Genomic DNA, 22,766 nt, shown 5'->3' with positions numbered 1-22,766 from the left:
CCGACGTCCGCTCCAGGGAAGGACCCTTCGTGAGCGACACCACCGATCTGATGGGCGCACGTGTCGAGGAGACCGCTGCCGCGCCCGCCACGGACGCCTCCGCGCCTGCCACCGGTGCCGGCTCCCGGCGGCGCCGTGGTACCGGCCTCGAGGGCATGGTGCTGGCCGAGCTGCAGCAGGTCGCCTCCGGCCTCGGTATCAGGGGCACCGCGCGGATGCGCAAGAGCCAGCTGATCGAGGTCATCAAGGAGGCGCAGGCTGGAGGGGGCGCCGCCCCCGCGAAGGCCGCCGCGCCCGCCGGCGAGGCCGAGACCAAGCCGAAGCGCCGCACCACCTCCCGCGCCCGCACGGGCGACGAGGCCGCGAAGAAGGCGGCCGAGGCCGCGGCCGAGAAGGCCACGGCCCAGCAGCAGATCGAGATTCCCGGCCAGCCGGCTGGGGGCCCCTCCCGCGACGGTGGTACCTCCCGCGCGGGCGCGGCCGAGCACGGGGGAGAGGACGCTCCCGTGGAGCGCCGCCGGCGTCGTGCGACCGCCGACGCGGGCAGCCCGGCCGGCAGCGCCGAGACCGTCGCCGCCGAGGCGAAGGCCGAGACCGCCGCCCCCGCGCAGCCGCAGGCCGACGCCAAGGGCGGCGACGTCGACGGCGCCGAGGGCCGCCGCCGCGACCGCCGTGAGCGCGGCCGGGACCGCGACCGCGACCGTGACCGCGGTGGGGACCGGGACCGCGGCGGGGACCGCCGCAAGGGCGACGACCAGCAGGGCGGCGGCCAGGACGGCCGGCGTCAGCAGCAGAGCCAGCAGCAGGGCGGCGGCCGCCAGGACCGCAACACCGGCCCGCAGGACGACGACGACTTCGACGGCGGGCGGCGGGGCCGCCGTGGCCGCTACCGCGACCGCCGTGGCCGCCGTGGCCGCGACGACGTGCAGGAGCCCCAGATCGCCGAGGACGACGTCCTGATCCCGGTCGCGGGCATCCTCGACATCCTCGACAACTACGCGTTCATCCGGACCTCCGGCTACCTGCCCGGCCCGAACGACGTGTACGTCTCCCTCGCCCAGGTCCGCAAGAACGGCCTGCGCAAGGGCGACCACGTCACCGGCGCGGTGCGCCAGCCCAAGGAGGGCGAGCGCCGCGAGAAGTTCAACGCGCTGGTGCGCCTCGACTCCGTCAACGGCATGGCGCCCGAACACGGCCGCGGCCGCCCGGAGTTCAACAAGCTCACCCCGCTCTACCCGCAGGACCGCCTCCGTCTGGAGACCGACCCGGGCGTGCTGACCACGCGGATCATCGACCTCGTGTCGCCGATCGGCAAGGGCCAGCGCGGTCTGATCGTGGCCCCGCCGAAGACCGGCAAGACCATGATCATGCAGGCGGTCGCCAACGCGATCACGCACAACAACCCCGAGTGCCACCTGATGGTCGTCCTCGTCGACGAGCGTCCGGAAGAGGTCACCGACATGCAGCGGTCGGTCAAGGGAGAGGTCATCTCCTCGACCTTCGACCGCCCCGCCGAGGACCACACCACGGTCGCCGAGCTGGCCATCGAGCGTGCCAAGCGCCTGGTGGAGCTGGGTCACGACGTGGTCGTGCTGCTCGACTCCATCACGCGTCTGGGCCGTGCCTACAACCTGGCGGCGCCGGCCTCCGGCCGCATCCTGTCCGGTGGTGTCGACTCGACCGCCCTGTACCCGCCGAAGCGGTTCTTCGGTGCGGCGCGCAACATCGAGGACGGCGGTTCGCTGACCATCCTCGCCACCGCGCTGGTGGACACCGGGTCCCGCATGGACGAGGTGATCTTCGAGGAGTTCAAGGGCACCGGCAACATGGAGCTGAAGCTCGACCGCAAGCTCGCGGACAAGCGGATCTTCCCGGCGGTGGACGTGGACGCGTCCGGCACGCGCAAGGAGGAGATCCTGCTCGGCGCCGAGGAGCTGGCGGTCGTCTGGAAGCTGCGGCGGGTGCTGCACGCGCTGGACCAGCAGCAGGCGATCGAGCTGCTGCTGGACAAGATGAAGCAGACGAAGTCGAACGTCGAGTTCCTGATGCAGATCCAGAAGACGACTCCCGCGCCGGGCAACGGCGACTAGTCGTTCTCCGGCGGGCGCGCAGGCGCTCGCCGCTCCTCGGGTGCGGGTGAGCCGTCGCTGGTCGCGCGGTTCCCCGCGCCCCTGGATCGGGCCGCTTCCGTCCTTGTGACGGGGGCGGCCCTTCGTGCGTTCCCGGCCCGGAGAGAGGTTTGACACAGTCGGCCGTGTGCCGGGCGGGCGGGAGCCTGTGCAACCCTTTGGCCCGTCGTGCCGTCTGAGTGTGCGAGCGACGAAGCGGTGCGCGGCGGTGCGCCCCCACGAGCGAAGTCGGGGGCCCGGGGGTACTCGCCGACCAGGACGCACACACCGGAGCCCGACCCTGAAAACAGGGGGTAACCGACCGGATACGAGAGCTGAGGAGCGCATGTCCGCCGAGAGCACACCGGACCCCGGCATACCGGGGGAGACCGGATCCACGAACAGCAGACGACGGGCCGCCGCGAAGGGCCGCCGCCGCAAGCCGCCCACGGGACGGCGCAGGGCGCTGACGGCCACCGCGTGGACCGCGGCCGGGATCGTGGTGCTCGGCGGCGCCGGCGCCGGTTACCTGTTCCTCAAGTTCAACGACAACCTCAAGACGGTCGACATCAACCAGGCCCTCGGCACCGACCGGCCCACCGCGGCCGACAACGGCTCCGAGAACATCCTGGTCCTCGGCTCCGACACCCGCGCCGGCGGCAACAAGAAGCTCGGCGGCGGCACCGACGACGGAAGCGCCCGCTCCGACACGGCGATGATCGTGCACGTCTACCAGGGCCACAGGACGGCCAGCGTGGTCTCCATACCCCGCGACACCCTCGTCGACCGCCCCGAGTGCACCGACGCGCAGGGCGTCGAGCACCGGGCCGCGCACGACGTGATGTTCAACGAGGCGTACGGCACCGGCGGCGCGGCCTGCGCCGTGAAGACCGTGGAGTCGCTCACCGGGCTGCGGATGGACCACTACCTGGAGGTCGACTTCAGCGGCTTCCAGAAGCTGATAGACGACCTCGGCGGGGTCGAGGTCACCACCACCAAGGCCATACACGACCCCAACAGCCATCTGAACCTCGCCGCCGGGACCCACACCCTCGACGGGCAGCAGGCCCTCGGCCTGGTGCGCACCCGGCACGGCGTCGGCGACGGCTCCGACCTCGGCCGCATCCAGCTGCAGCAGGCGTTCGTGAAGGCCCTGCTCACCCAGGTCAAGCACGTCGACCTGTTCGGCAACCCGAAGAAGCTCTACGACCTCGCCGACACCGCCACCAAGGCCGTCACCACCGACTCCGAGATCGGCTCGGTGAACTCGCTGCTCTCCTTCGCCGGCGGCCTGAAGGGCATCGGCGCCGGGCAGATGCACATGATCACGATGCCGGTGCAGTACGACTCCGCGAACGCCAACCGGGTCGTCGTCGAGGAGGCCAAGGCGCGGCAGGTGTGGAACGCCCTGCGCGCCGACCGGCCGATCCCGGCGAGCGCCACCGAGGGCACCGCCACCGGCGAGGCCAAGGGCGTGGTCAGCGCCTCCTGAGACGGTCCCGGCTCGGGCCCGCCCGAGCCGCGGCCGCCCGGCGGACGGCCGCGTCCCGCCGCCCCGGCGCGGGCCGGTAACCGGCCTCCCGCCGGTCCCGGCGTGCGCCGCAGCCCCCCGGCGCGGGCGCGCCGGGAATACCTCGCACCGCCCCCCGGTTTTGGGGGATGGCGCCAGTGCTGGCAGACTGGTACGTCGGCTCCGGTTCACGCTTCCGCATCCCGCGGACGGCGACCCGGCGCCCTCCCGGAACCTAGGAGACACCTTGAAGCGCGAGATCCACCCCGAGTACGTCGAGACGCAGGTCAGCTGCACCTGTGGCGCGTCGTTCACCACCCGCAGCACCATCGAGTCCGGCACCATCCGGGCCGAGGTCTGCTCCGAGTGCCACCCGTTCTACACGGGCAAGCAGAAGATCCTCGACACCGGTGGCCGTGTGGCCCGCTTCGAGGCCCGCTTCGGCAAGGCTGCCGCCGGCTCCAAGAAGTAGCGAGCCCCTTTTCGCCGGTCCACGGCCGTACCCCCTCGCGGGGCGGGCCTGGACCGGCGTTTTTGGTCGTTCGCCTTCCCCCAACCAGCAGTACAGGCAGTACAGGAGCCGCAAGATGTTCGAGGCCGTCGAGGAGCTCGTCGCCGAGCACGCCGACCTGGAGAAGAAGCTCGCCGACCCGTCGGTCCACGCCGACCAGGCCAACGCCCGCAAGCTGAACAAGCGTTACGCCGAGCTGACCCCGATCGTCGCCACGTACCGCTCCTGGAAGCAGACGGGCGACGACATCGAGACCGCGCGCGAACTGGCCGCCGACGACCCGGACTTCGCCGCCGAGGTCAAGGAGCTGGACAAGCAGCGCGAGGAACTCACCGAGAAGCTGCGCCTGCTGCTCGTCCCGCGCGACCCCAGCGACGACAAGGACGTCATCCTGGAGATCAAGGCGGGCGCGGGCGGCGACGAGTCGGCGCTGTTCGCCGGCGATCTGCTGCGCATGTACCTGCGCTACGCCGAGCGCGTCGGCTGGAAGACCGAGATCATCGACGCCACCGAGTCCGAGCTGGGCGGCTACAAGGACGTCCAGGTCGCGGTGAAGGCCCGCGGGCAGATCGAGCCCGGCCAGGGCGTGTGGGCCCGGCTGAAGTACGAGGGCGGCGTGCACCGCGTGCAGCGGGTGCCGGCCACCGAGTCGCAGGGCCGTATCCACACCTCCGCGGCCGGTGTCCTGGTGACTCCGGAGGCCGAGGAGGTCGACGTGGAGATCAACCCGAACGACCTGCGCATCGACGTCTACCGGTCCTCGGGCCCCGGCGGCCAGTCCGTCAACACCACCGACTCCGCGGTGCGCATCACGCACCTGCCCACCGGGGTCGTGGCCTCCTGCCAGAACGAGAAGAGCCAGCTCCAGAACAAGGAGCAGGCGATGCGTATCCTGCGCTCCAGGCTGCTCGCGGCCGCGCAGGAGGAGGCGGAGAGAGAGGCCGCGGACGCCCGCCGCAGCCAGGTCCGCACCGTCGACCGCTCCGAGAAGATCCGCACGTACAACTTCCCGGAGAACCGCATCTCCGACCACCGCGTCGGCTTCAAGGCGTACAACCTCGACCAGGTGCTGGACGGCGACCTCGCCGCGGTGATCCAGGCCTGCGTCGACGCGGACTCGGCCGCCAAACTCGCGGCCGCCTGAGGCACCCGCGGGCCGCGCACGGCACGCAGTACGAAGCACGAGCACCGGAGGACCAGCGTGCAGCAAGAATTCGGGGGGCGCCCCCCAGGCCCCCGCAGCGTGCTGCTCGCGGAGGTGGCGCAGGCCACCCAGCGGCTCGCCGACGCCGGCGTGCCCTCGCCGCGCAACGACGCCGAGGAGCTGGCCGCGTTCGTGCACGGCGTCAAGCGCGGCCAGCTGCACACCGTCAAGGACGCCGACTTCGACGCCCGCTACTGGGAGGTGATCGCCCGGCGCGAGCAGCGTGAGCCGCTCCAGCACATCACCGGGCGGGCCTACTTCCGGTATCTGGAACTCCAGGTCGGGCCCGGGGTGTTCGTGCCGCGCCCGGAGACCGAGTCAGTGGTCGGCTGGGCCATAGACGCGGTGCGGGCGATGGACGTGGTCGAACCGTGCATCGTCGATCTGTGCACCGGCTCGGGGGCCATCGCGCTCGCCCTGGCGCAGGAGGTGCCGCGCTCGCGCGTGCACGCTGTGGAGCTGAGCGAGGACGCGCTGCGCTGGACGCGGAAGAACGTCGAGGGGTCCCGGGTCGACCTGCGCCAGGGCGACGCCCTGACCGCCTTCCCGGACCTGGACGGCCAGGTCGACCTGGTGATCTCCAACCCGCCGTACATCCCGCTCACCGAATGGGAGTACGTCGCCCCGGAGGCCCGCGACTACGACCCCGAGCTGGCGTTGTTCTCCGGGGAGGACGGCCTCGACCTGATCCGCGGCATCGAGCGCACCGCGCACCGGCTGCTGCGTCCGGGCGGCGTCGTCGTCATCGAGCACGCCGACACCCAGGGCGGACAGGTGCCGTGGATCTTCACCGAGGAGCGGGGCTGGGCCGACGCGGCCGACCATCCCGACCTGAACAACCGGCCCCGGTTCGCCACCGCCCGCAAGGCGCTGCCGTGACCGCGCCCGCCAGGACTTCAAGCCAGCAGTACGTGTACGAGGAGGCCCGCTGACAATGGCACGGCGATACGACACCAACGACGCGACCGACCGTGTGACGGGTCTGCGCGAGGCAGCGTCCGCCGTCCGCCGGGGCGAACTCGTGGTGCTGCCGACCGACACCGTGTACGGCATCGGCGCCGACGCGTTCTCCGGGGACGCCGTGGCCGATCTGCTGGACGCCAAGGGCCGCGGCCGCGCCATGCCCACACCGGTCCTCATCGGGTCCCCGAACACGCTGCACGGCCTGGTCACGGACTTCTCCGAGCAGGCCTGGGAACTGGTCGACGCGTTCTGGCCGGGCGCGCTGACCCTGGTCGCCCGTCACCAGCCGTCGTTGCAGTGGGACCTCGGCGACACCCGCGGCACGGTCGCCGTGCGCATGCCGCTGCACCCGGTCGCCATCGAGCTGCTCACCGAGGTCGGCCCGATGGCCGTCTCCTCGGCCAACCTCACCGGCCACCCGGCGCCCGAGACCTGCGACGCCGCGCAGGAGATGCTCGGCGACTCCGTCTCCGTCTACCTGGACGGCGGCCCCACCCCCGGCAACGTGCCCTCCTCCATCGTGGACGTCACCCGCGAGGTGCCCGTCCTGCTGCGCGAGGGCGCGCTGTCGCCGGAGGAGCTGCGCAAGGTCGTACCCGACCTCGAGGTGGCGAATTGACGGCCCCTGACGCGGGGCGTGGCATAGGCGGAAAGACCGCGCCGGGCAGCATCCCGGCGCAGCCGGGGCCGCCCGGCGAGACCTTCCGCATCCTCCACGTCAGCACCGGCAACGTGTGCCGCTCGCCCATCACCGAGCGGCTGACCCGGCATTTCCTCGCGGACCGGCTCGGCGATCCGGCGGGCGGCGGGCTGATCGTGGAGAGCGCCGGCACCTGGGGCCACGAGGGCGCGCCCATGGAGACCAACGCGGAGACGGTCCTCGCCGACTTCGGCGCGGACGCCTCCGGCTTCACCGGCCGCGAACTCCTCGACGAGCACGTGATCATGGCCGACCTGGTGCTCACCGCTACCCGCGACCACCGCGCCCAGGTGGTGTCGATGGGCCACTCGGCGGGGCTGCGCACCTTCACGCTCAAGGAGTTCACCCGCCTGGTCAAGGCGATAGACCCGGCGACGCTGCCGCCCCTGGAGGACGGCGTGGTCGAACGCGCACGCGCCCTGGTCCGCGCCGCCGCCGCTCTGCGCGGGTGGCTCCTGGCCCCGAACGCGGAGGCGGACGAGGTCTACGACCCCTACGGCGCCCCGCTGCCGTTCTTCCGCTCGATCGGCGACGAGATACACCAGGCCCTGGACCCGGTGGTGACGGCCCTGACGGGGGTCGCGGCACGCGCCTGAGACGGCGGCGGGCGCCGGGGGCGCCCGTCAGGCACAGGGCCCCGGGTGTGGAGCAGGCCGGGCTCGCGGGGTCCGGCACAGCTCCCCGACCTCTTCGAGCAGGGGCGGCCCCCGCGCCGCCCGTCGGCCGCCGTGGCTCCGCCATGCCGCCCTCCTCCGCCCTGCGACGCCTCCCCGCCGTCTCAACGACGCGGGAGACGCCTCCGTCAGCAGGCCCCGCCCCCTGGTCCGGCCTGATCCACACGGGAGGCCCAGCGGCCGCGCGGGGCCCCGGGTGCGGGCCTACATTGGACGTACGTCACCGTCGACCCGTCCGGAGACCACCATGTCGGTCATCCCCGCTCTTGAGGGCGATGTCCTGCGACGGCAGGACCCCGAAGTGGCCGACCTGGTGCTGGGGGAGCTGGAGCGGCAGTCGACCACGCTCCAGCTGACGGCGGCGGAGAACTTCACCTCGCCCGCGGTCCTGGCCGCGCTCGGCTCGCCGCTGGCCAACAAGTACGCCGAGGGCTACCCCGGCGACCGCCACCACGGCGGCTGCGAGTTCGTGGACGCCGCCGAACGGCTCGCGGTGCGGCGGGCCACGGAGCTGTTCGGCGCCGAGCACGCCAACGTGCAGGCGCACTCCGGCTCCTCGGCCGTGCTGGCCGCCTACGCGGCCCTGCTGCGCCCCGGCGACACCGTCCTGGCCCTCGGGCTGCCCTACGGCGGCCACCTCACGCACGGCTCGCCGGCGAACTTCTCTGGGCGCTGGTTCGACTTCGTCGGCTACGGCGTCGACGCCGACAGCGGGCTCATCGACCACGTGCAGGTGCGCACCCTGGCCCGTACGCACCGGCCGAAGGCCATCGTGTGCGGGTCGATCGCCTATCCCCGCCATCTCGACTACGCCTTCTTCCGCGCGGTCGCCGACGAGGTGGGCGCCTATCTGATCGCGGACGCCGCGCACCCCATGGGCCTGGTGGCCGGGGGAGCGGCGCCGAACCCGGTGCCGTTCGCGGACGTGGTGTGCGCCACCACGCACAAGGTGCTGCGCGGGCCGCGCGGCGGGATGCTGCTGTGCGGGAGCGAGCTGGCGGAGCGGGTGGACCGGGCGGTGTTCCCGTTCACGCAGGGCGGCGCGCAGATGCACACCATCGCGGCGAAGGCCGTCGCCTTCGGTGAGGCGGCCACACCGGCCTTCGCGGCGTACGCCCACCAGGTGGTCGCCAACGCGCGGGTGCTGGCCGCGTACCTGGCCGCGGAGGGGCTGGCGGTCACCACCGGCGGCACCGACACCCATCTGATCACCGCGGACCCGGCGCCGCTCGGCGTCGAGGGGCGCACCGCGCGCGGCCGGCTGGCGGCGGCCGGGATGGTGCTGGACTGCTGTGCGCTGCCGCACACCGACGCCCGCGGACTGCGCCTGGGCACCGCGGCGATCACCACCCAGGGCATGGGACAGGAGGAGATGGCGAGGATCGCGGTGCTGTTCGGCAAGGTGCTGCGCGGCGAGGTGGACGTGGTGCGGGCCCGGGAGGACGTGCGCGAACTCACCGGGGCGTTCCCGCCGTATCCCGGCTGATCCGGGGCAGACGCACCCGGGAGGAAACGGTACACAGCCTCACGTGCAACCATCGTCGCTACCCGGAAGTCCCCATACATATGCCCGCGTCGCTAGTGTGTGGGGCTGAGATGGCCAGCGAGACCTGTGGGGAATGCCCGTGCGTGAATACCTGCTGACGCTCTGCGTCACGGCCGCGGTGACGTACCTGCTGACCGGGCCGGTGCGCAAGTTCGCGATCGTGGCGGGGGCGATGCCGGAGGTCCGGGCGCGGGACGTGCACCGGGAACCCACTCCGCGGCTCGGCGGTATCGCGATGTTCTTCGGCATGTGCGCGGGGCTGCTGGTCGCCGACCACCTCACCAATCTGAACGAGGTCTTCGAGAAGTCGAACGAGCCGCGGGCGCTGCTCTCCGGGGCCGCCCTGATCTGGCTGATCGGCGTGCTGGACGACAAGTTCGAGATCGACGCCCTGATCAAGCTGGGCGGCCAGATGATCGCCGCCGGTGTGATGGTCATGCAGGGTCTGACGATCCTGTGGCTGCCGGTGCCGGGCGTGGGCACGGTGGCGCTGACCCAGTGGCAGGGCACGCTGCTGACGGTGGCGCTGGTCGTCATCACCATCAACGCGGTCAACTTCGTGGACGGCCTGGACGGTCTGGCCTCGGGCATGGTGTGCATCGCGGCCGCCGCGTTCTTCATGTACGCCTACCGCATCTGGTACTCGTACGGCATCGAGGCCGCCGCCCCGGCCACCCTGTTCGCGGCCGTGCTGATGGGCATGTGCCTCGGTTTCCTGCCGCACAACATGCATCCGGCGCGGATCTTCATGGGCGACTCGGGCTCGATGCTCATCGGCCTGGTGCTGGCGGCCGGCGCGATCTCGGTGACCGGGCAGGTGGACCCGGACGTGATCGGCCTGTTCGCCGGGTCCGAGCGCAACGCGGTGCACCAGATGGTGCCGGTCTACATCCCGCTGCTGATGCCGCTGTCGATCATCGCCATCCCCGCCTGCGACTTCGTCTTCGCGGTGGTGCGGCGCACCTGGCGCGGACAGTCGCCGTTCGCCGCGGACCGGGGCCATCTGCACCACCGGCTGCTCCAGATCGGCCACTCGCACAGCCGGGCCGTGCTGATCATGTACTTCTGGGCCGCGGTGATCGGCTTCGGCGCCCTCGGCTACTCCGTCAACTCCGCGTCCATGTGGATCGTGCTGGGCATCGTCTTCCTCAGCTTCGTCGGTCTGGTGCTGCTCCTGCTGCCGCGCTTCACGCCGCGCGCCCCGCGCTGGGCGGAGCGGTTCGTGCCGCCGCGCTACCGCCGCCGACGCACCGCGGCCGCGGCGCCGGACGCGGCCCTGTCCGCCGGCCCGGCCGCCGTCGCGGCGCCCGGGGACGGCGAGGCGGACGAGACCCGGGGCCCCCGTGAGCACCCCACGCCGGTGGCGGCGGGGGTGGCCGGGGTCAACGGAGCGACCGCCGTCGGCGCCCGTCCGCGGCTCCTCGAGGGGCGCAAAGCCGGAACGTCGCGCTGACGCCAAGGTAAGAATCTGACTAAAGCGTTGCCCATTCATGGGGGAGCGAAGCGGCTTATACCAGACAAGTCGCCCCCGTTTTCGCGCAGACGGGCAGTGTCACTCTCATGTGTGACAGCCAGCACACGCTCTTGGTAAAGACCGCATCAAATAGTTTGTGATACCGTTCACGAGAACCCGGGATACAGCCGAAGGGGCCAAGTGCAAGGGTCCCCCGGCGTAGAGGTTCCTCTCTCAAACCGGGGACTACGCTCGTCCATGACGACACCCCTGCCCCCTGCGAAAGCGGAGTTGCCGCCATGCCGTCCAATGACGTCCGGAACCTACTGCACACCGCCGTGCCCACCGCAGCTGTCGGTGTGGTCGCGGTGGCCGTCAGTGGTGCGGTCGCCGGCGGCAAGGGCGCGATCGGGGCAGTCGTCGGAGTGGTCCTCGCCATCCTCTACATGGGGATCGGCCTCTACGTGCTCCAGTGGACGGCGAAAACGCTTCCGCAGCTCTTCCAGGCCATGGGTCTCATGCTCTATGTCGCCCAACTGCTGCTGCTGCTGATCTTCCTGGCCCTCTTCAAGGGCACTTCCCTGTTCAACGCCAAGGCGTTCGCGTTCTCGCTCGTCGTCGCGACCGTCGTCTGGATGGCCGCACAGGCGCGCGCTCACATGAAGTCCAAGATCTTCTATGTGGAGCCGGACTCCGACAAGAACGACAAGTCCCAGAAGACAGGGTCCTCGTCGTGAGGGGTAGGCCCGGGATAAAGGCGTGTGAGATCTCCTGCTATCGTCCGGTGCCAACTGCGGCATCGCGGGCGCGGGCAGCTGAGCTGACGCCTGGTCGATCGCGAGGCTCGATGCCCGCCCGCCGTCCCCACATCCGTAACACCAGTCCGGTGCCGACCCGCGGCTGCTCGCCGCGCCGACACAACGAGGTTGCCGTACCCATGCGCCACGCTGAAGGAGCCCGCGGTGAGTGCTGAACAGACCACGCTCGCCTTCGACTGGAGCTGCCGCGTCTTCGCCGACAACGGCTGCGGCTTCCCTTCGCCGGGCCTCCACTCCTTCCTCTTCAAGCCGATGTTCTCGGTCGGCGGCTACGACTTCGACAAGCCGATGCTGCTCGCCATCGTCACCACGGTGGTCGTCGTCGGCTTCTTCTGGGCCGCCTTCAGCAAGGCCAAGGTGGTCCCGGGCAAGCTCCAGATGGTCGGCGAGGCGGGCTACGACTTCGTGCGCCGCGGCATCGTCTACGAGACGCTCGGCAAGCGCGAGGGCGAGAAGTACGTCCCGTTCATGGTCTCGCTGTTCTTCTTCATCTGGATCATGAACCTCTGGTCGATCATCCCGGTCGCCCAGTTCCCGGTGACGTCGGTCATCGCCTACCCGGCCGCGCTCGCCCTGTGCGTGTACGTGACCTGGATGGTCCTCACGTTCAAGAAGCACGGCTTCGTCGGCGGCCTCAAGAACCTCACCGGCTACGACAAGTCGCTCGGCGCCGTCCTGCCGCTCGTCGTCGTCATCGAGTTCTTCTCGAACGTCCTGGTCCGCCCGTTCACCCACGCGGTGCGACTGTTCGCCAACATGTTCGCCGGCCACCTGCTGCTCGTGATGTTCACCGTCGCCAGCTGGTACCTGATGAACAGCTGGCTGATCGCGGCCGGCGCCGTCTCGTTCGTGATGGCCCTGGTCATGATCCTCTTCGAGCTCTTCGTCCAGGCCGTCCAGGCGTACGTCTTCGTCCTCCTGGCCTGCTCCTACGTTCAGGGCGCTCTGGCCGAGCACCACTGAGCCTCCAGTCCCGCCCCGCCCCGTCACAGACGTCCGGTGGCCAACCCCCACCGGTCCTTGAAAGAGAAGGAAGAATCAGCATGGCTGCCACTGAGACCCTTGCCGCCGTCACCGGCTCCATCGCCTCCGTCGGCTACGGCCTCGCCGCCATCGGTCCCGGCATCGGCATCGGCATCATCTTCGGCAACGGCACCCAGGCGCTCGCCCGCCAGCCCGAGGCCGCCGGTCTGATCCGTGCCAACCAGATCCTGGGCTTCGCCTTCTGTGAGGCGCTCGCCCTCATCGGCATCGTCATGCCGTTCGTTTACACCTACAAGTAAACCGACGGCGGACGACCCCACCCTTAGGGAAAGGCACTGATGACATGCAGCTGACACAGCAGATGGTGCAGCTGGCGGAGGAGGGTTCGCAGAACCCCCTCATCCCGCCGGGCCCCGAGCTGGTCATCGGCCTCGTCACCTTCGCCATCGTCTTCTTCTTCCTCGCGAAGAAGCTCCTGCCGAACATCAACAAGGTTCTGGAGGAGCGCCGCTCGGCGATCGAAGGCGGCATCGAAGAGGCCGAGGCCATGAAGGTCGAGGCCCAGAGCGTCCTCGAGCAGTACAAGGCGCAGCTGGCCGAGGCCCGGCACGAGGCCGCGCGCCTGCGCCAGGAGGCGCAGGAGCAGGGCGCCGCGCTCATCGCCGAGATGCGGGCCGAGGGCCAGCGTCAGCGCGAGGAGATCGTCGCCGCCGGCCACGCCCAGATCGACGCCGACCGCAAGGCCGCCTCGTCCGCGCTGCGCCAGGACGTCGGCAAGCTCGCCACCGAGCTGGCCGGCAAGCTCGTCGGCGAGTCCCTCGAGGACCACGCCCGGCAGAGCCGCGTCATCGACCGCTTCCTCGACGAGCTCGAGGAGAAGGCCGAGGCAGCGCGATGAACGGAGCGAGCCGCGAGGCCCTGACCTCCGCACGTGAGCGTCTCGACGCGCTGACGGACTCCACGTCCGTCGACGCCGCGCGGCTCGCCGACGAGCTGGCGTCCGTCACGGCGCTGCTCCACCGCGAGGTCGGCCTGCGTCGGGTCCTGACCGACCCGGCGCAGCCCGGTGACGCCAAGGCCGCGCTGGTCCAGCGCCTGCTCGCCGGCCAGGTCAGCGAGGCCACCGTGGACGTGGTGTCCGGTGCCGTGCGCTCGCGCTGGTCGCAGTCCCGGGACCTGGTGGACGCGCTGGAGGAGCTGGCGAACATCGCCGACCTCACCACCGCCCAGCGGCGTGGCGCGCTCGACGAGGTCGAGGACGAGCTGTTCCGCTTCGGCCGGATCATCTCCTCCAACACCGAGCTGCGCGCCGCGCTGACCGACCGGGCCGCCAGCGCCTCGGCCAAGGCCGAACTGCTGCACCGCCTGCTCGGCGGCCGGGCCAACCGGGTCACCGAGCGCCTGGTGACGCGCCTTGTGACCGCGCCGCGGGGACGTAGCCTGGAAGCGGGACTGGAGTCCCTGTCCAAGCTCGCCGCCGACCGCCGGGGCCGCATGGTCGCCGTCGTCACCTCGGCGGTCCCGCTGAGCGACACCCAGAAGCGACGCCTCGGCGCCGCCCTCGGCAAGCTCTACGGCCGCCAGATGCACCTCAACCTCGACGTGGACCCCGAGCTGGTCGGCGGAGTCCGGGTGCAGGTCGGCGACGAGATCATCAACGGCTCGCTCGCGGACCGGCTCGACGACGCCGCCCGCCGCATGGCGAGCTAGCAGCAACTCAACACGCAAGACGTACACGACGGCCCTGGTTGGGCCGTGCAGAGGATTCACCTCTTTTCGGGGGGAGTCCCAGACTCGTGGAATACCCCCCCGAGTGAAACTTCGGGCCCAACAAGGAGAGCAGGGAACCCAGATGGCGGAGCTCACGATCCGGCCGGAGGAGATCCGGGACGCGCTGGAGAACTTCGTCCAGTCGTACAAGCCGGACGCGGCCTCGCGCGAGGAGGTCGGTACGGTCACCCTTGCCGGCGACGGCATCGCGAAGGTCGAGGGCCTGCCCTCGGCCATGGCCAACGAGCTGCTGAAGTTCGAGGACGGCACCCTCGGCCTCGCCCTCAACCTCGAGGAGCGCGAGATCGGTGCCATCGTCCTCGGCGAGTTCAGCGGCGTCGAGGAGGGCCAGCCGGTCACCCGCACCGGTGAGGTCCTGTCGGTCGCCGTGGGCGAGGGCTACCTCGGCCGCGTCGTCGACCCCCTCGGCAACCCGATCGACGGCCTCGGCGAGATCGAGACCGACGGCCGCCGCGCCCTCGAACTGCAGGCCCCCACGGTCATGCAGCGCAAGTCGGTGCACGAGCCGATGGAGACCGGCTACAAGGCCGTCGACGCCATGACCCCGGTCGGCCGCGGCCAGCGCCAGCTGATCATCGGCGACCGCCAGACCGGCAAGACCGCCCTGGCCGTCGACACGATCATCAACCAGCGCGACAACTGGCGCACCGGCGACCCGAACAAGCAGGTCCGCTGCATCTACGTCGCCGTCGGCCAGAAGGGCTCCACCATCGCGTCGGTCCGCCGCGCGCTGGAGGAGAACGGCGCCCTGGAGTACACGACCATCGTCGCCGCCCCGGCCTCCGACCCGGCCGGCTTCAAGTACCTGGCGCCCTACACCGGTTCCGCCATCGGCCAGCACTGGATGTACCAGGGCAAGCACGTCCTGATCATCTTCGACGACCTGTCGAAGCAGGCCGACGCCTACCGTGCCGTCTCCCTGCTGCTGCGCCGTCCGCCGGGCCGCGAGGCCTACCCGGGCGACGTCTTCTACCTGCACTCGCGTCTGCTGGAGCGCTGCGCGAAGCTCTCCGACGACATGGGCGCCGGTTCGATGACGGGTCTGCCGATCGTCGAGACCAAGGCCAACGACGTCTCGGCGTTCATCCCGACCAACGTCATCTCCATCACCGACGGCCAGTGCTTCCTGGAGTCGGACCTGTTCAACGCCGGTCAGCGCCCCGCGCTGAACGTCGGTATCTCCGTCTCCCGAGTCGGTGGCTCCGCGCAGCACAAGGCGATGAAGCAGGTCTCCGGCCGACTGCGCGTGGACCTCGCCCAGTTCCGTGAGCTGGAGGCGTTCGCCGCCTTCGGTTCCGACCTGGACGCGGCCTCCAAGTCCCAGCTGGAGCGCGGCCAGCGCATGGTCGAGCTGCTCAAGCAGGACCAGTACCAGCCGATGTCCACCGAGGACCAGGTCGTCTCCGTGTGGGCCGGCACCACCGGCAAGATGGACGACGTCCCGGTCGCCGACATCCGCCGCTTCGAGAAGGAGCTGCTGGAGTACCTGCACCGCAAGGAGCAGGGCCTCATGACCTCCATCCGCGAGGGCGGCAAGATGTCCGACGACACCCTCACGGCCGTCGCCGACGCGATCGCGGAGTTCAAGAAGCAGTTCGAGACCTCGGACGGCAAGCTGCTCGGCGAGGACACTCCGGCCGCTGCCGCCAAGTGACGTAAGGAAGGGACCTGACTCATGGGAGCCCAGCTCCGGGTCTACAAGCGTCGCATCCGATCCGTCACCGCGACCAAGAAGATCACCAAGGCGATGGAGATGATCGCCGCCTCGCGCGTCGTCAAGGCGCAGCGCAAGGTGGCGGCCTCCACGCCGTACGCGCAGGAACTGACCCGCGCGGTCACGGCGGTCGGCACCGGTTCGAACACCAAGCACCCGCTGACCACGGAGGCGGACAACCCGACCCGCGCCGCGGTGCTGCTCCTCACGAGCGACCGCGGTCTGGCCGGCGCCTTCAACTCCAACGCCATCAAGGCGGCGGAGCAGCTGACCGAGCGCCTGGAGCGCGAGGGCAAGCAGGTCGACACGTACATCGTCGGCCGGCGCGGCGTCGCCCACTACAACTTCCGCGAGCGCAGGATCGCGGAGTCGTTCACGGGCTTCACCGACGAGCCGTCGTACGCGGACGCCAAGAAGGTCGCGGCGCCGCTGATCGAGGCCATCGAGAAGGACACGGCTGACGGCGGCGTGGACGAACTCCACATCGTCTACACCGAGTTCGTCTCGATGATGACGCAGACCGCGGTCGGCCCCCGACTGCTTCCGCTGCGTCTGGACGAGGTCGCGGCCGAGACGCGGAAGAAGGACGAGATCCTTCCCCTCTACGACTTCGAGCCGTCGGCGGAGGACGTCCTCGACGCCCTGCTGCCGCGCTATGTCGAGAGCCGCATCTACAACGCGCTGCTCCAGTCGGCCGCTTCGAAGCACGCTGCCACGCGGCGCGCGATGAAGTCGGCGACCGACAACGCGGGCGAGCTGATCAACACGCTCTCCCGTCTTGCCAACGCGGCCCGCCAGGCCGAAATCACCCAGGAAATCAGCGAGATCGTCGGTGGCGCGAGCGCCCTGGCCGACGCGACCGCGGGGAGTGACAACTAATGACCACCACTGTTGAGCCGACCGCTGCGTCGGGCGTGGCCACCGGCCGCGTCGCGCGGGTCATCGGCCCGGTCGTCGACGTGGAGTTCCCCGTCGACGCGATGCCGGACATCTACAACGCCCTGCACGTCGAGGTCGCCGACCCGGCGAACGAGGGCGAGCGCAAGACGCTGACCCTGGAAGTCGCCCAGCACCTGGGTGACGGCCTGGTCCGCACCATCTCCATGCAGCCCACCGACGGCCTGGTCCGCCAGGCCCCGGTCACCGACACCGGCGACGGCATCACCGTCCCGGTCGGCGACTTCACCAAGGGCAAGGTGTTCAACACCCTCGGTGAGGTGCTGAACGTCGACGAGCAGTACTCGGGCGAGCGCTGGTCCATCCACCGCAAGGCCCCGAACTTCGACGAGCTCGAGTCGAAGACCGAGATGTTCGAGACCGGCGTCAAGGTCATCGACCTGCTGACCCCGTACGTCAAGGGCGGCAAGATCGGTCTGTTCGGCGGTGCCGGCGTCGGCAAGACGGTGCTCATCCAGGAGATGATCTACCGCGTCGCCAACAACCACGACGGTGTCTCCGTGTTCGCCGGTGTCGGCGAGCGCACCCGTGAGGGCAACGACCTCATCGAGGAGATGTCGGACTCGGGCGTCATCGACAAGACCGCGCTGGTCTTCGGTCAGATGGACGAGCCCCCGGGCACCCGTCTGCGCGTCGCGCTGGCCGGCCTCACCATGGCCGAGTACTTCCGCGACGTCCAGAAGCAGGACGTGCTGTTCTTCATCGACAACATCTTCCGCTTCACGCAGGCCGGCTCCGAGGTCTCCACGCTGCTCGGCCGTATGCCGTCCGCGGTGGGTTACCAGCCGAACCTGGCCGACGAGATGGGTCTCCTCCAGGAGCGCATCACCTCGACCCGCGGTCACTCGATCACCTCGATGCAGGCGATCTACGTCCCCGCCGACGACCTGACCGACCCCGCCCCGGCGACCACCTTCGCCCACCTCGACGCGACGACGGTCCTGTCCCGTCCGATCTCCGAGAAGGGCATCTACCCGGCCGTGGACCCGCTGGACTCGACGTCCCGGATCCTGGACCCGCGCTACATCGCGCAGGACCACTACAACGCGGCCATGCGCGTGAAGAACATCCTGCAGAAGTACAAGGACCTGCAGGACATCATCGCGATCCTCGGCATCGACGAGCTCGGCGAGGAGGACAAGCTCGTCGTCCACCGGGCCCGTCGCGTGGAGCGCTTCCTGTCCCAGAACACCCACGTCGCCAAGCAGTTCACCGGCGTGGACGGTTCGGACGTGCCGCTGGAGGAGTCGATCGCCGCGTTCAACGCGATCTGCGACGGCGAGTACGACCACTTCCCGGAGCAGGCGTTCTTCATGTGCGGTGGTCTCGAGGACCTGAAGAAGAACGCCAAGGAGCTGGGCGTCTCCTGAGCCTTCGGCTCACCGTGGGCCGCACGGTCCACACCCGAGGGGGCGGGGCGTCCCGCCCCCTCACCCACGCCCAACGCTGTGCCTCACGGGGGACCTCCCCCGAAGCCCCCGGCCCGCCGGGGGCGGGCCCGGGCACTTCGTGCCGCACGGCCCACTAGACTTGTTTCCAACACCCGGTGACCCCACCGGGTGGTGACCCGAGGAGCCTCCCTTGGCTGCTGAGCTGCACGTCGAGCTGGTCGCCGCCGACCGGCAGGTCTGGTCCGGCGAGGCCACCCTGGTCGTGGCGCGCACCACGTCCGGCGACATCGGCGTCATGCCCGGTCACCAGCCGCTGCTCGGTGTGCTGGAGTCGGGCCCGGTGACCATCCGTACGAGTGACGGGGCGACGGTCGTCGCCGCGGTGCACGGCGGTTTCATCTCCTTCGCGGACGACAAGCTGTCGCTGCTGGCGGAGGTCGCCGAGCTGTCGGACGAGATCGACGTCCAGCGTGTGGAGCGGGAGCTCGAGCGCGCCAAGGCGGAGGGCGACGCCTCCGCCGAGCGCCGCGCCGACGTCCGCCTGCGGGCGGCGACGGCGGCACGCTGAACCCAGCGCCGATGCGATGACGTCACTCAGCCGCGGCCGGTACCGGAGCAATCCGGAACCGGTCGCGGCTGAGGTGGATGTGGGTGTTTTTTCCGTTCCATTACCTAGGAGACGAGGAGGTCGGTGCCGATGGTCCTCGCTCTGACTGTGTGCGGAGTCGTGGTCGCGCTCGTGGTGGTGGGACTGTTCGTCTTCGGGCTGCGGCGCCGGCTGATCCAGCGCTCCGGCGGCACCTTCGACTGCAGCCTGCGCTGGGACGTGCCCGAGACGCCCGACACCAGCGGCAAGGGCTGGAGCTACGGTGTCGCCCGCTACAACGGCGACCGCGTCGAGTGGTTCCGCGTCTTCTCCTACGCCCCCCGCCCGCGCCGCACCCTGGAGCGTGCGTCGATCGAGGTGGCCGGCCGCCGGCTGCCCGAGGGCGAGGAGGAGCTGGCGCTGCTGTCCGACGCGGTGATCCTCACCTGTGTGCACCGGGGCACCCGCCTGGAGCTGGCCATGAGCGACGACGCGCTGACCGGCTTCCTCGCCTGGCTGGAGGCGGCCCCGCCCGGGCAGAGGGTGAACGTCGCGTAGGGCGGCCGCCGTCTCCGGAGCCTCCGCATCCGAAGAGGACCCACGAAGAAGCTCCCCCGGACCGGGTCCGGGGGAGCTTCCGTGTCACTCGGGGCGGGCTGTGCCTACGACAGGCCGCTGCTGAGCGCGTTCACGAGTTCACCGTCGCTGGTGTCGCCGCTGAACTCCCAGAAGAAGGCGCCGCCGAGGCCCTGGCTGTTGGCCCAGGCCATCTTCGACTTGATGGTCGACGGGGTGTCGTAGGACCACCAGTTGCTGCCGCAGTGGGCGTAGGCGGTGCCGGCGACGGTTCCGGTGACCGGGCAGCTGGTCTTGAGGACCTTGTAGTCCTCGATGCCGGCCTCGTAGGTGCCGGGTGCGGCGCCGGTCGCGGTGCCGCCGGGGGCGTCCTGGGTGACGCCGGTCCAGCCGCGGCCGTAGAAGCCGATGCCGATCAGCAGCTTCTTGGCGGGCACGCCCTTGGCCTTGAACTTCGCCAGCGCGTCGGCGGTGGTGAAGCCGGCCTTCGGGATGCCGCTGTAGGAGGTGAGCGGGGAGTGCGGGGCGGTCGGGCCCTTCGCGTCCCAGGCGCCGAAGAAGTCGTACGTCATCACGTTGTACCAGTCGACGTACTGCGAGGCGCCGGCGTAGTCGGCGTGGTCGATCTTGCCGCCGTCCGAACCGTCCGCGGTGGTGGCGGCGGTGACCAGCTCCTTGCCGAACTTGGCGCGCAGCGCGGCCATCAGGTTCTTGAAGGCGTCGGGGCCGCTGGTGTCACAGGTCAGGCCGCAGTCGTTCGGGTACTCCCAGTCGATGTCGATGCCGTCGAAGACGTCGGCCCACCGCGCGTCGTGCACCAGGTCGTAGCAGGACTGGGCGAAGGCGGCCGGGTTCTTGGCCGCCTCGCCGAAGCCGCCGGACCAGGTCCAGCCGCCGAAGGACCACAGCACCTTGATGTTCGGGTACTTGGCCTTCAGCTGGCGCAGCTGGTTGAAGTTGCCGCGCAGCGGCTGGTCCCAGGTGTCGGCGGTGCCGCTGACGGACTGGTCGGCGGTGAACGCCTTGTCGTAGTCGGCGTAGGAGTCGCCGATCGCGCACTTGCCGCCGGTGACGTTGCCGAAGGCGTAGTTGATGTGCGTGATCTTGGCCGCGGAGCCGGACGTCACCAGGTTCTTGACGTTGTAGTTGCGGCCGTAGATGCCCCACTCGGTGAAGTAGCCGAGCTTGACCTTGTCGCCGGTGGGCGGGGGAGTGGTGCCGCCGCCGGTGGTGTGCACGGCGACGGAGCCGCTGACCGGGCCGGTCTGGTCGGCGGTGTCACGGGCCTGCACGCTGTAGGAGTAGTCGGTGCCGGCGGTCAGGCCGCTGTCCGTGTACGAGGTCGTCGTCACGGTGGCGACCTTCTTGCCGTCGCGCAGGACGTCGTAGTTCTTGACGCCCTTGTCGTCGGTGGCCGCGCTCCAGGAGAGCTTCACCGAGGTGTCGGTGACGCCGGAGGCGGTGGGGGTGCCGGGCGCGCTCGGCGGGGTGTCGCCGGGGACGCTGGGGCCGCCGTCGCAGCTGCCGCCGTTGAGCTTGCAGCCGGAGGGGGAGCCGGGGCCGGAGCCGTTGAAGCCGAAGGAGACCGAGGCGCCGGGGGCGATGGAGCCGTTCCAGCCGACGTTCTTGGCGGTCCAGTGGTTGCCGGAGTTGGTGACCGTGGCGTCCCAGGCGGACGTGACCTTGGTGTCGGAGGGGAAGTCCCACTCCACGGTCCACGAGCTGATCGCCGAGGTGCCGGTGTTCTTCACGGTCCAGGAACCGCCGAAGCCGGTGCCCCAGTCACTGGTCTTGGTGAAGGTGGCGGTGGCGGTGGCCGCCGCGTCGGCCGCCGCGCTGGCCGGTCCGGTGAGGGCGACCAGTCCGGCCATGGGGAGCACCAGGGTCGCGAGCCCTGCCGCCACTCTGTGTCTGAAGCGCATGCTGCGCCTCCCTTGTCGGGGGTGTGAGTGTCAGGGGCATGACTGAGCCTCCATGCCCAAGTGCCGCGAGAATAGAAAGGTCTGGACCACGGGTCAATAGGTCTGGACCACTCTGGCGGAGGTTGGGCGGCGGATCGGCGAGATGCCCAACTCCTCTGCCGGCACCGCTGCTTGCAGCCGGCTGCGTGGTTCCGGCTCCCCCGGCAGGCGGCTGACGTGGTCTTCCCCGCTCCCTGCGCCGGCTGGAGCCGGTCGGCGGTCTCCGCGTTCGACAGTCCCCGGCCGTCGTGGGCGAGCACTTCGCGCTCGCACGGGATGAGCGCCCCCAGTCCCTCGGGCGCGGGCCTCGGCGCGGGCGCGGACCGCACGGCGAACTCGGCGATCAGCCGCCGGGTCATCGCCGGGGCGATCGGTCCGTCGCCGCGCGCCACCGTGCGCCCCCTCGATCAGGCCGGCCGCCTCCGTGCCCTTCAGCCGGAGCCCCGGCCCGGCCGGCAGCGCCCCGCTCAAGGTCCTGGCGGGGAGCACGTCGTGGGCACCGCGATCCACGGGGCGGTCGCCCAGACGTATCTGCTCTTCCCCGAGAAGCCCCCGGCCGAGAAGCCCCCGGCCGAGAAGCCCCCGGCCGGGGAGGTCCGGCCCGAGGCTCACGGAGGGGTGCCGCGCAGCCGGTCCAGGCGTTCGGCGGCCGCGCGGGCCGGCGGATGGGACGGGCCGAGGAACCGCCGGTAGCCGTCCAGGCAGCCGTGCAGCAGCCGCGCCGCCTCCTCATGGTCCCCGGCGTCGATCAGGACGTTGGCCAGGTGTCCAGGACGGGCAGCGTCTCCAGGTCGCCCTCGCCGTGCTCGCGCGCGGTGGCCGCCGCCACCTGCCGCAGCTCCGCCGCGGCCTCCCGGTCGCGGCCCTCGGCGTGCAGCACCGCGGCGAGATCGTTGCGCACGGAGGCGGCGGCGTGCGCCGTCGACGCCGGGGACCCGCCGCGCGGCTGCCGGCCTGGTCGGCGGCGTACCTCGTGCTGGGGGTGTGGTGGTGGCCGGCCGCGGTGATCGGCCTGGCGGCCGCCGTGACGACCGTCGGCCGGGGCCGCGACGCCGCAGAGTGCCTCGCCGATCTCACCGAGGCCCTGGCCGGCCTGCACACCAGGCCACTCGCCGAAACCCTCGGCATCCCCTGCGAGTCGGGCCTCTCCCGGGAGGTGGGCACGGCGCTGACGCGGGCTGTGAACAAGGGCGGCGAGTAGAACGCCCGGCGCGCGCCCTCACGCCGGGCGGGTACGCGACGACCGGCGCCGCGCCCGGAAGCCGTGTCGGCCCGGCCCGGCGGCCGCTCCCCGTGGACCCCCTACGGGCCCGGCGGAC

23 protein-coding genes are annotated in these 22,766 nt (G+C 70.8%); 21 read left to right on the top strand and 2 right to left on the bottom strand.

Translation table 11 applies throughout. From position 1 onward, the window contains the following. Positions 1-29 precede the first annotated feature (29 nt). From rho to AB0N63_RS28265, 19 genes are all read left to right on the top strand, one after another. Entirely contained in the window at positions 30-2,090 is a 2,061-nt protein-coding gene (rho, locus tag AB0N63_RS28355; RefSeq protein WP_365533061.1) for a transcription termination factor Rho, read from the top strand. A 364-nt stretch (positions 2,091-2,454) separates the two neighbouring features. Then, a complete protein-coding gene (locus AB0N63_RS28350) occupies positions 2,455-3,600 on the top strand; it encodes an LCP family protein (protein ID WP_365533058.1) in 1,146 nt (381 codons plus the stop codon). Between the two features lie 265 nt (positions 3,601-3,865). Next, the gene (gene rpmE, locus AB0N63_RS28345) at positions 3,866-4,090 is read left to right on the top strand and encodes a 50S ribosomal protein L31 (RefSeq protein ID WP_009190627.1); all 225 of its coding nucleotides are present in this window, start codon (positions 3,866-3,868) and stop codon (positions 4,088-4,090) included. Positions 4,091-4,205: 115 nt separating this feature from the next. Further along, a complete protein-coding gene (gene prfA / locus AB0N63_RS28340; protein ID WP_365533056.1) occupies positions 4,206-5,273 on the top strand; it encodes a peptide chain release factor 1 in 1,068 nt (355 codons plus the stop codon). A 99-nt stretch (positions 5,274-5,372) separates the two neighbouring features. After that, positions 5,373-6,212 (top strand): peptide chain release factor N(5)-glutamine methyltransferase, encoded by an 840-nt coding sequence (gene prmC / locus AB0N63_RS28335; protein ID WP_009190629.1) that lies wholly within the window; start codon positions 5,373-5,375, stop codon positions 6,210-6,212. A 55-nt stretch (positions 6,213-6,267) separates the two neighbouring features. Next, complete coding sequence (locus AB0N63_RS28330) at positions 6,268-6,915, top strand: L-threonylcarbamoyladenylate synthase (protein ID WP_365533054.1); 648 nt, start codon at positions 6,268-6,270, stop codon at positions 6,913-6,915. Then, entirely contained in the window at positions 6,912-7,592 is a 681-nt protein-coding gene (locus AB0N63_RS28325) for a protein-tyrosine-phosphatase (RefSeq protein ID WP_365533053.1), read from the top strand. Before AB0N63_RS28330 ends, AB0N63_RS28325 begins: the two co-directional genes overlap by 4 nt. Positions 7,593-7,917: 325 nt before the next feature. After that, positions 7,918-9,156 carry a serine hydroxymethyltransferase gene (gene glyA / locus AB0N63_RS28320; protein WP_365533051.1) on the top strand — a complete coding sequence of 413 codons (1,239 nt, stop codon included), beginning with the start codon at positions 7,918-7,920 and terminating at the stop codon, positions 9,154-9,156. Between the two features lie 139 nt (positions 9,157-9,295). Continuing rightward, the gene (locus tag AB0N63_RS28315) at positions 9,296-10,669 is read left to right on the top strand and encodes an MraY family glycosyltransferase (protein ID WP_365533048.1); all 1,374 of its coding nucleotides are present in this window, start codon (positions 9,296-9,298) and stop codon (positions 10,667-10,669) included. 299 nt (positions 10,670-10,968) lie between these two features. Beyond that, on the top strand, positions 10,969-11,406 hold the full coding sequence (locus tag AB0N63_RS28310) for a hypothetical protein (RefSeq protein WP_365533046.1): 438 nt from the start codon (positions 10,969-10,971) through the stop codon (positions 11,404-11,406). A 225-nt stretch (positions 11,407-11,631) separates the two neighbouring features. Further along, a complete protein-coding gene (atpB, locus tag AB0N63_RS28305) occupies positions 11,632-12,450 on the top strand; it encodes a F0F1 ATP synthase subunit A (RefSeq protein WP_365533044.1) in 819 nt (272 codons plus the stop codon). A gap of 80 nt (positions 12,451-12,530) precedes the next feature. Further along, on the top strand, positions 12,531-12,770 hold the full coding sequence (atpE, locus tag AB0N63_RS28300) for an ATP synthase F0 subunit C (RefSeq protein ID WP_018571456.1): 240 nt from the start codon (positions 12,531-12,533) through the stop codon (positions 12,768-12,770). 50 nt (positions 12,771-12,820) lie between these two features. Further along, a complete protein-coding gene (locus tag AB0N63_RS28295; RefSeq protein WP_365533111.1) occupies positions 12,821-13,369 on the top strand; it encodes a F0F1 ATP synthase subunit B in 549 nt (182 codons plus the stop codon). Continuing rightward, on the top strand, positions 13,366-14,181 hold the full coding sequence (locus tag AB0N63_RS28290; protein ID WP_365533040.1) for a F0F1 ATP synthase subunit delta: 816 nt from the start codon (positions 13,366-13,368) through the stop codon (positions 14,179-14,181). The genes AB0N63_RS28295 and AB0N63_RS28290 overlap by 4 nt, the downstream gene beginning before the upstream one ends. Positions 14,182-14,323: 142 nt before the next feature. Then, complete coding sequence (atpA, locus tag AB0N63_RS28285; RefSeq protein ID WP_365533037.1) at positions 14,324-15,916, top strand: F0F1 ATP synthase subunit alpha; 1,593 nt, start codon at positions 14,324-14,326, stop codon at positions 15,914-15,916. Between the two features lie 21 nt (positions 15,917-15,937). After that, positions 15,938-16,855, top strand: coding sequence for a F0F1 ATP synthase subunit gamma (locus AB0N63_RS28280; protein WP_365533035.1), 918 nt, complete (start codon positions 15,938-15,940; stop codon positions 16,853-16,855). Then, positions 16,855-18,303, top strand: a complete 1,449-nt coding sequence (atpD, locus tag AB0N63_RS28275; RefSeq protein ID WP_365533032.1) for a F0F1 ATP synthase subunit beta — start codon at positions 16,855-16,857, stop codon at positions 18,301-18,303. Before AB0N63_RS28280 ends, atpD begins: the two co-directional genes overlap by 1 nt. 211 nt (positions 18,304-18,514) lie before the next feature. Next, positions 18,515-18,892, top strand: a complete 378-nt coding sequence (locus AB0N63_RS28270) for a F0F1 ATP synthase subunit epsilon (protein ID WP_009190642.1) — start codon at positions 18,515-18,517, stop codon at positions 18,890-18,892. A gap of 129 nt (positions 18,893-19,021) precedes the next feature. Continuing rightward, positions 19,022-19,468, top strand: a complete 447-nt coding sequence (locus AB0N63_RS28265; protein ID WP_043261300.1) for a DUF2550 domain-containing protein — start codon at positions 19,022-19,024, stop codon at positions 19,466-19,468. A 104-nt stretch (positions 19,469-19,572) separates the two neighbouring features. Here the strand turns inward: AB0N63_RS28265 and AB0N63_RS28260 are convergent, their stop codons facing one another. Beyond that, the gene (locus tag AB0N63_RS28260) at positions 19,573-21,408 is read right to left on the bottom strand and encodes a glycoside hydrolase family 18 chitinase (RefSeq protein WP_365533030.1); all 1,836 of its coding nucleotides are present in this window, start codon (positions 21,406-21,408) and stop codon (positions 19,573-19,575) included. A gap of 315 nt (positions 21,409-21,723) precedes the next feature. Between AB0N63_RS28260 and AB0N63_RS28255 the strand changes: the two genes are divergently transcribed. Next, positions 21,724-22,140, top strand: coding sequence for a hypothetical protein (locus tag AB0N63_RS28255; RefSeq protein WP_365533028.1), 417 nt, complete (start codon positions 21,724-21,726; stop codon positions 22,138-22,140). Between the two features lie 55 nt (positions 22,141-22,195). Here the strand turns inward: AB0N63_RS28255 and AB0N63_RS28250 are convergent, their stop codons facing one another. Further along, positions 22,196-22,348: a hypothetical protein gene (locus AB0N63_RS28250; protein ID WP_365533025.1), complete on the bottom strand. Its 153-nt coding sequence runs from the start codon at positions 22,346-22,348 to the stop codon at positions 22,196-22,198. 12 nt (positions 22,349-22,360) lie between these two features. Here AB0N63_RS28250 and AB0N63_RS28245 point away from each other — a divergent pair, with 12 nt between their 5' ends. Beyond that, the gene (locus AB0N63_RS28245) at positions 22,361-22,648 is read left to right on the top strand and encodes a hypothetical protein (protein ID WP_365533023.1); all 288 of its coding nucleotides are present in this window, start codon (positions 22,361-22,363) and stop codon (positions 22,646-22,648) included. Positions 22,649-22,766: the final 118 nt, after the last annotated feature.

The sequence above is a fragment of the Streptomyces sp. NPDC093260 genome (assembly GCF_040683715.1).
Lineage (GTDB): Bacteria > Actinomycetota > Actinomycetes > Streptomycetales > Streptomycetaceae > Streptomyces > Streptomyces sennicomposti.
Note: the sequence above shows the minus strand (reverse complement) of the source record. Positions and strands in the feature narration are given on the sequence as shown.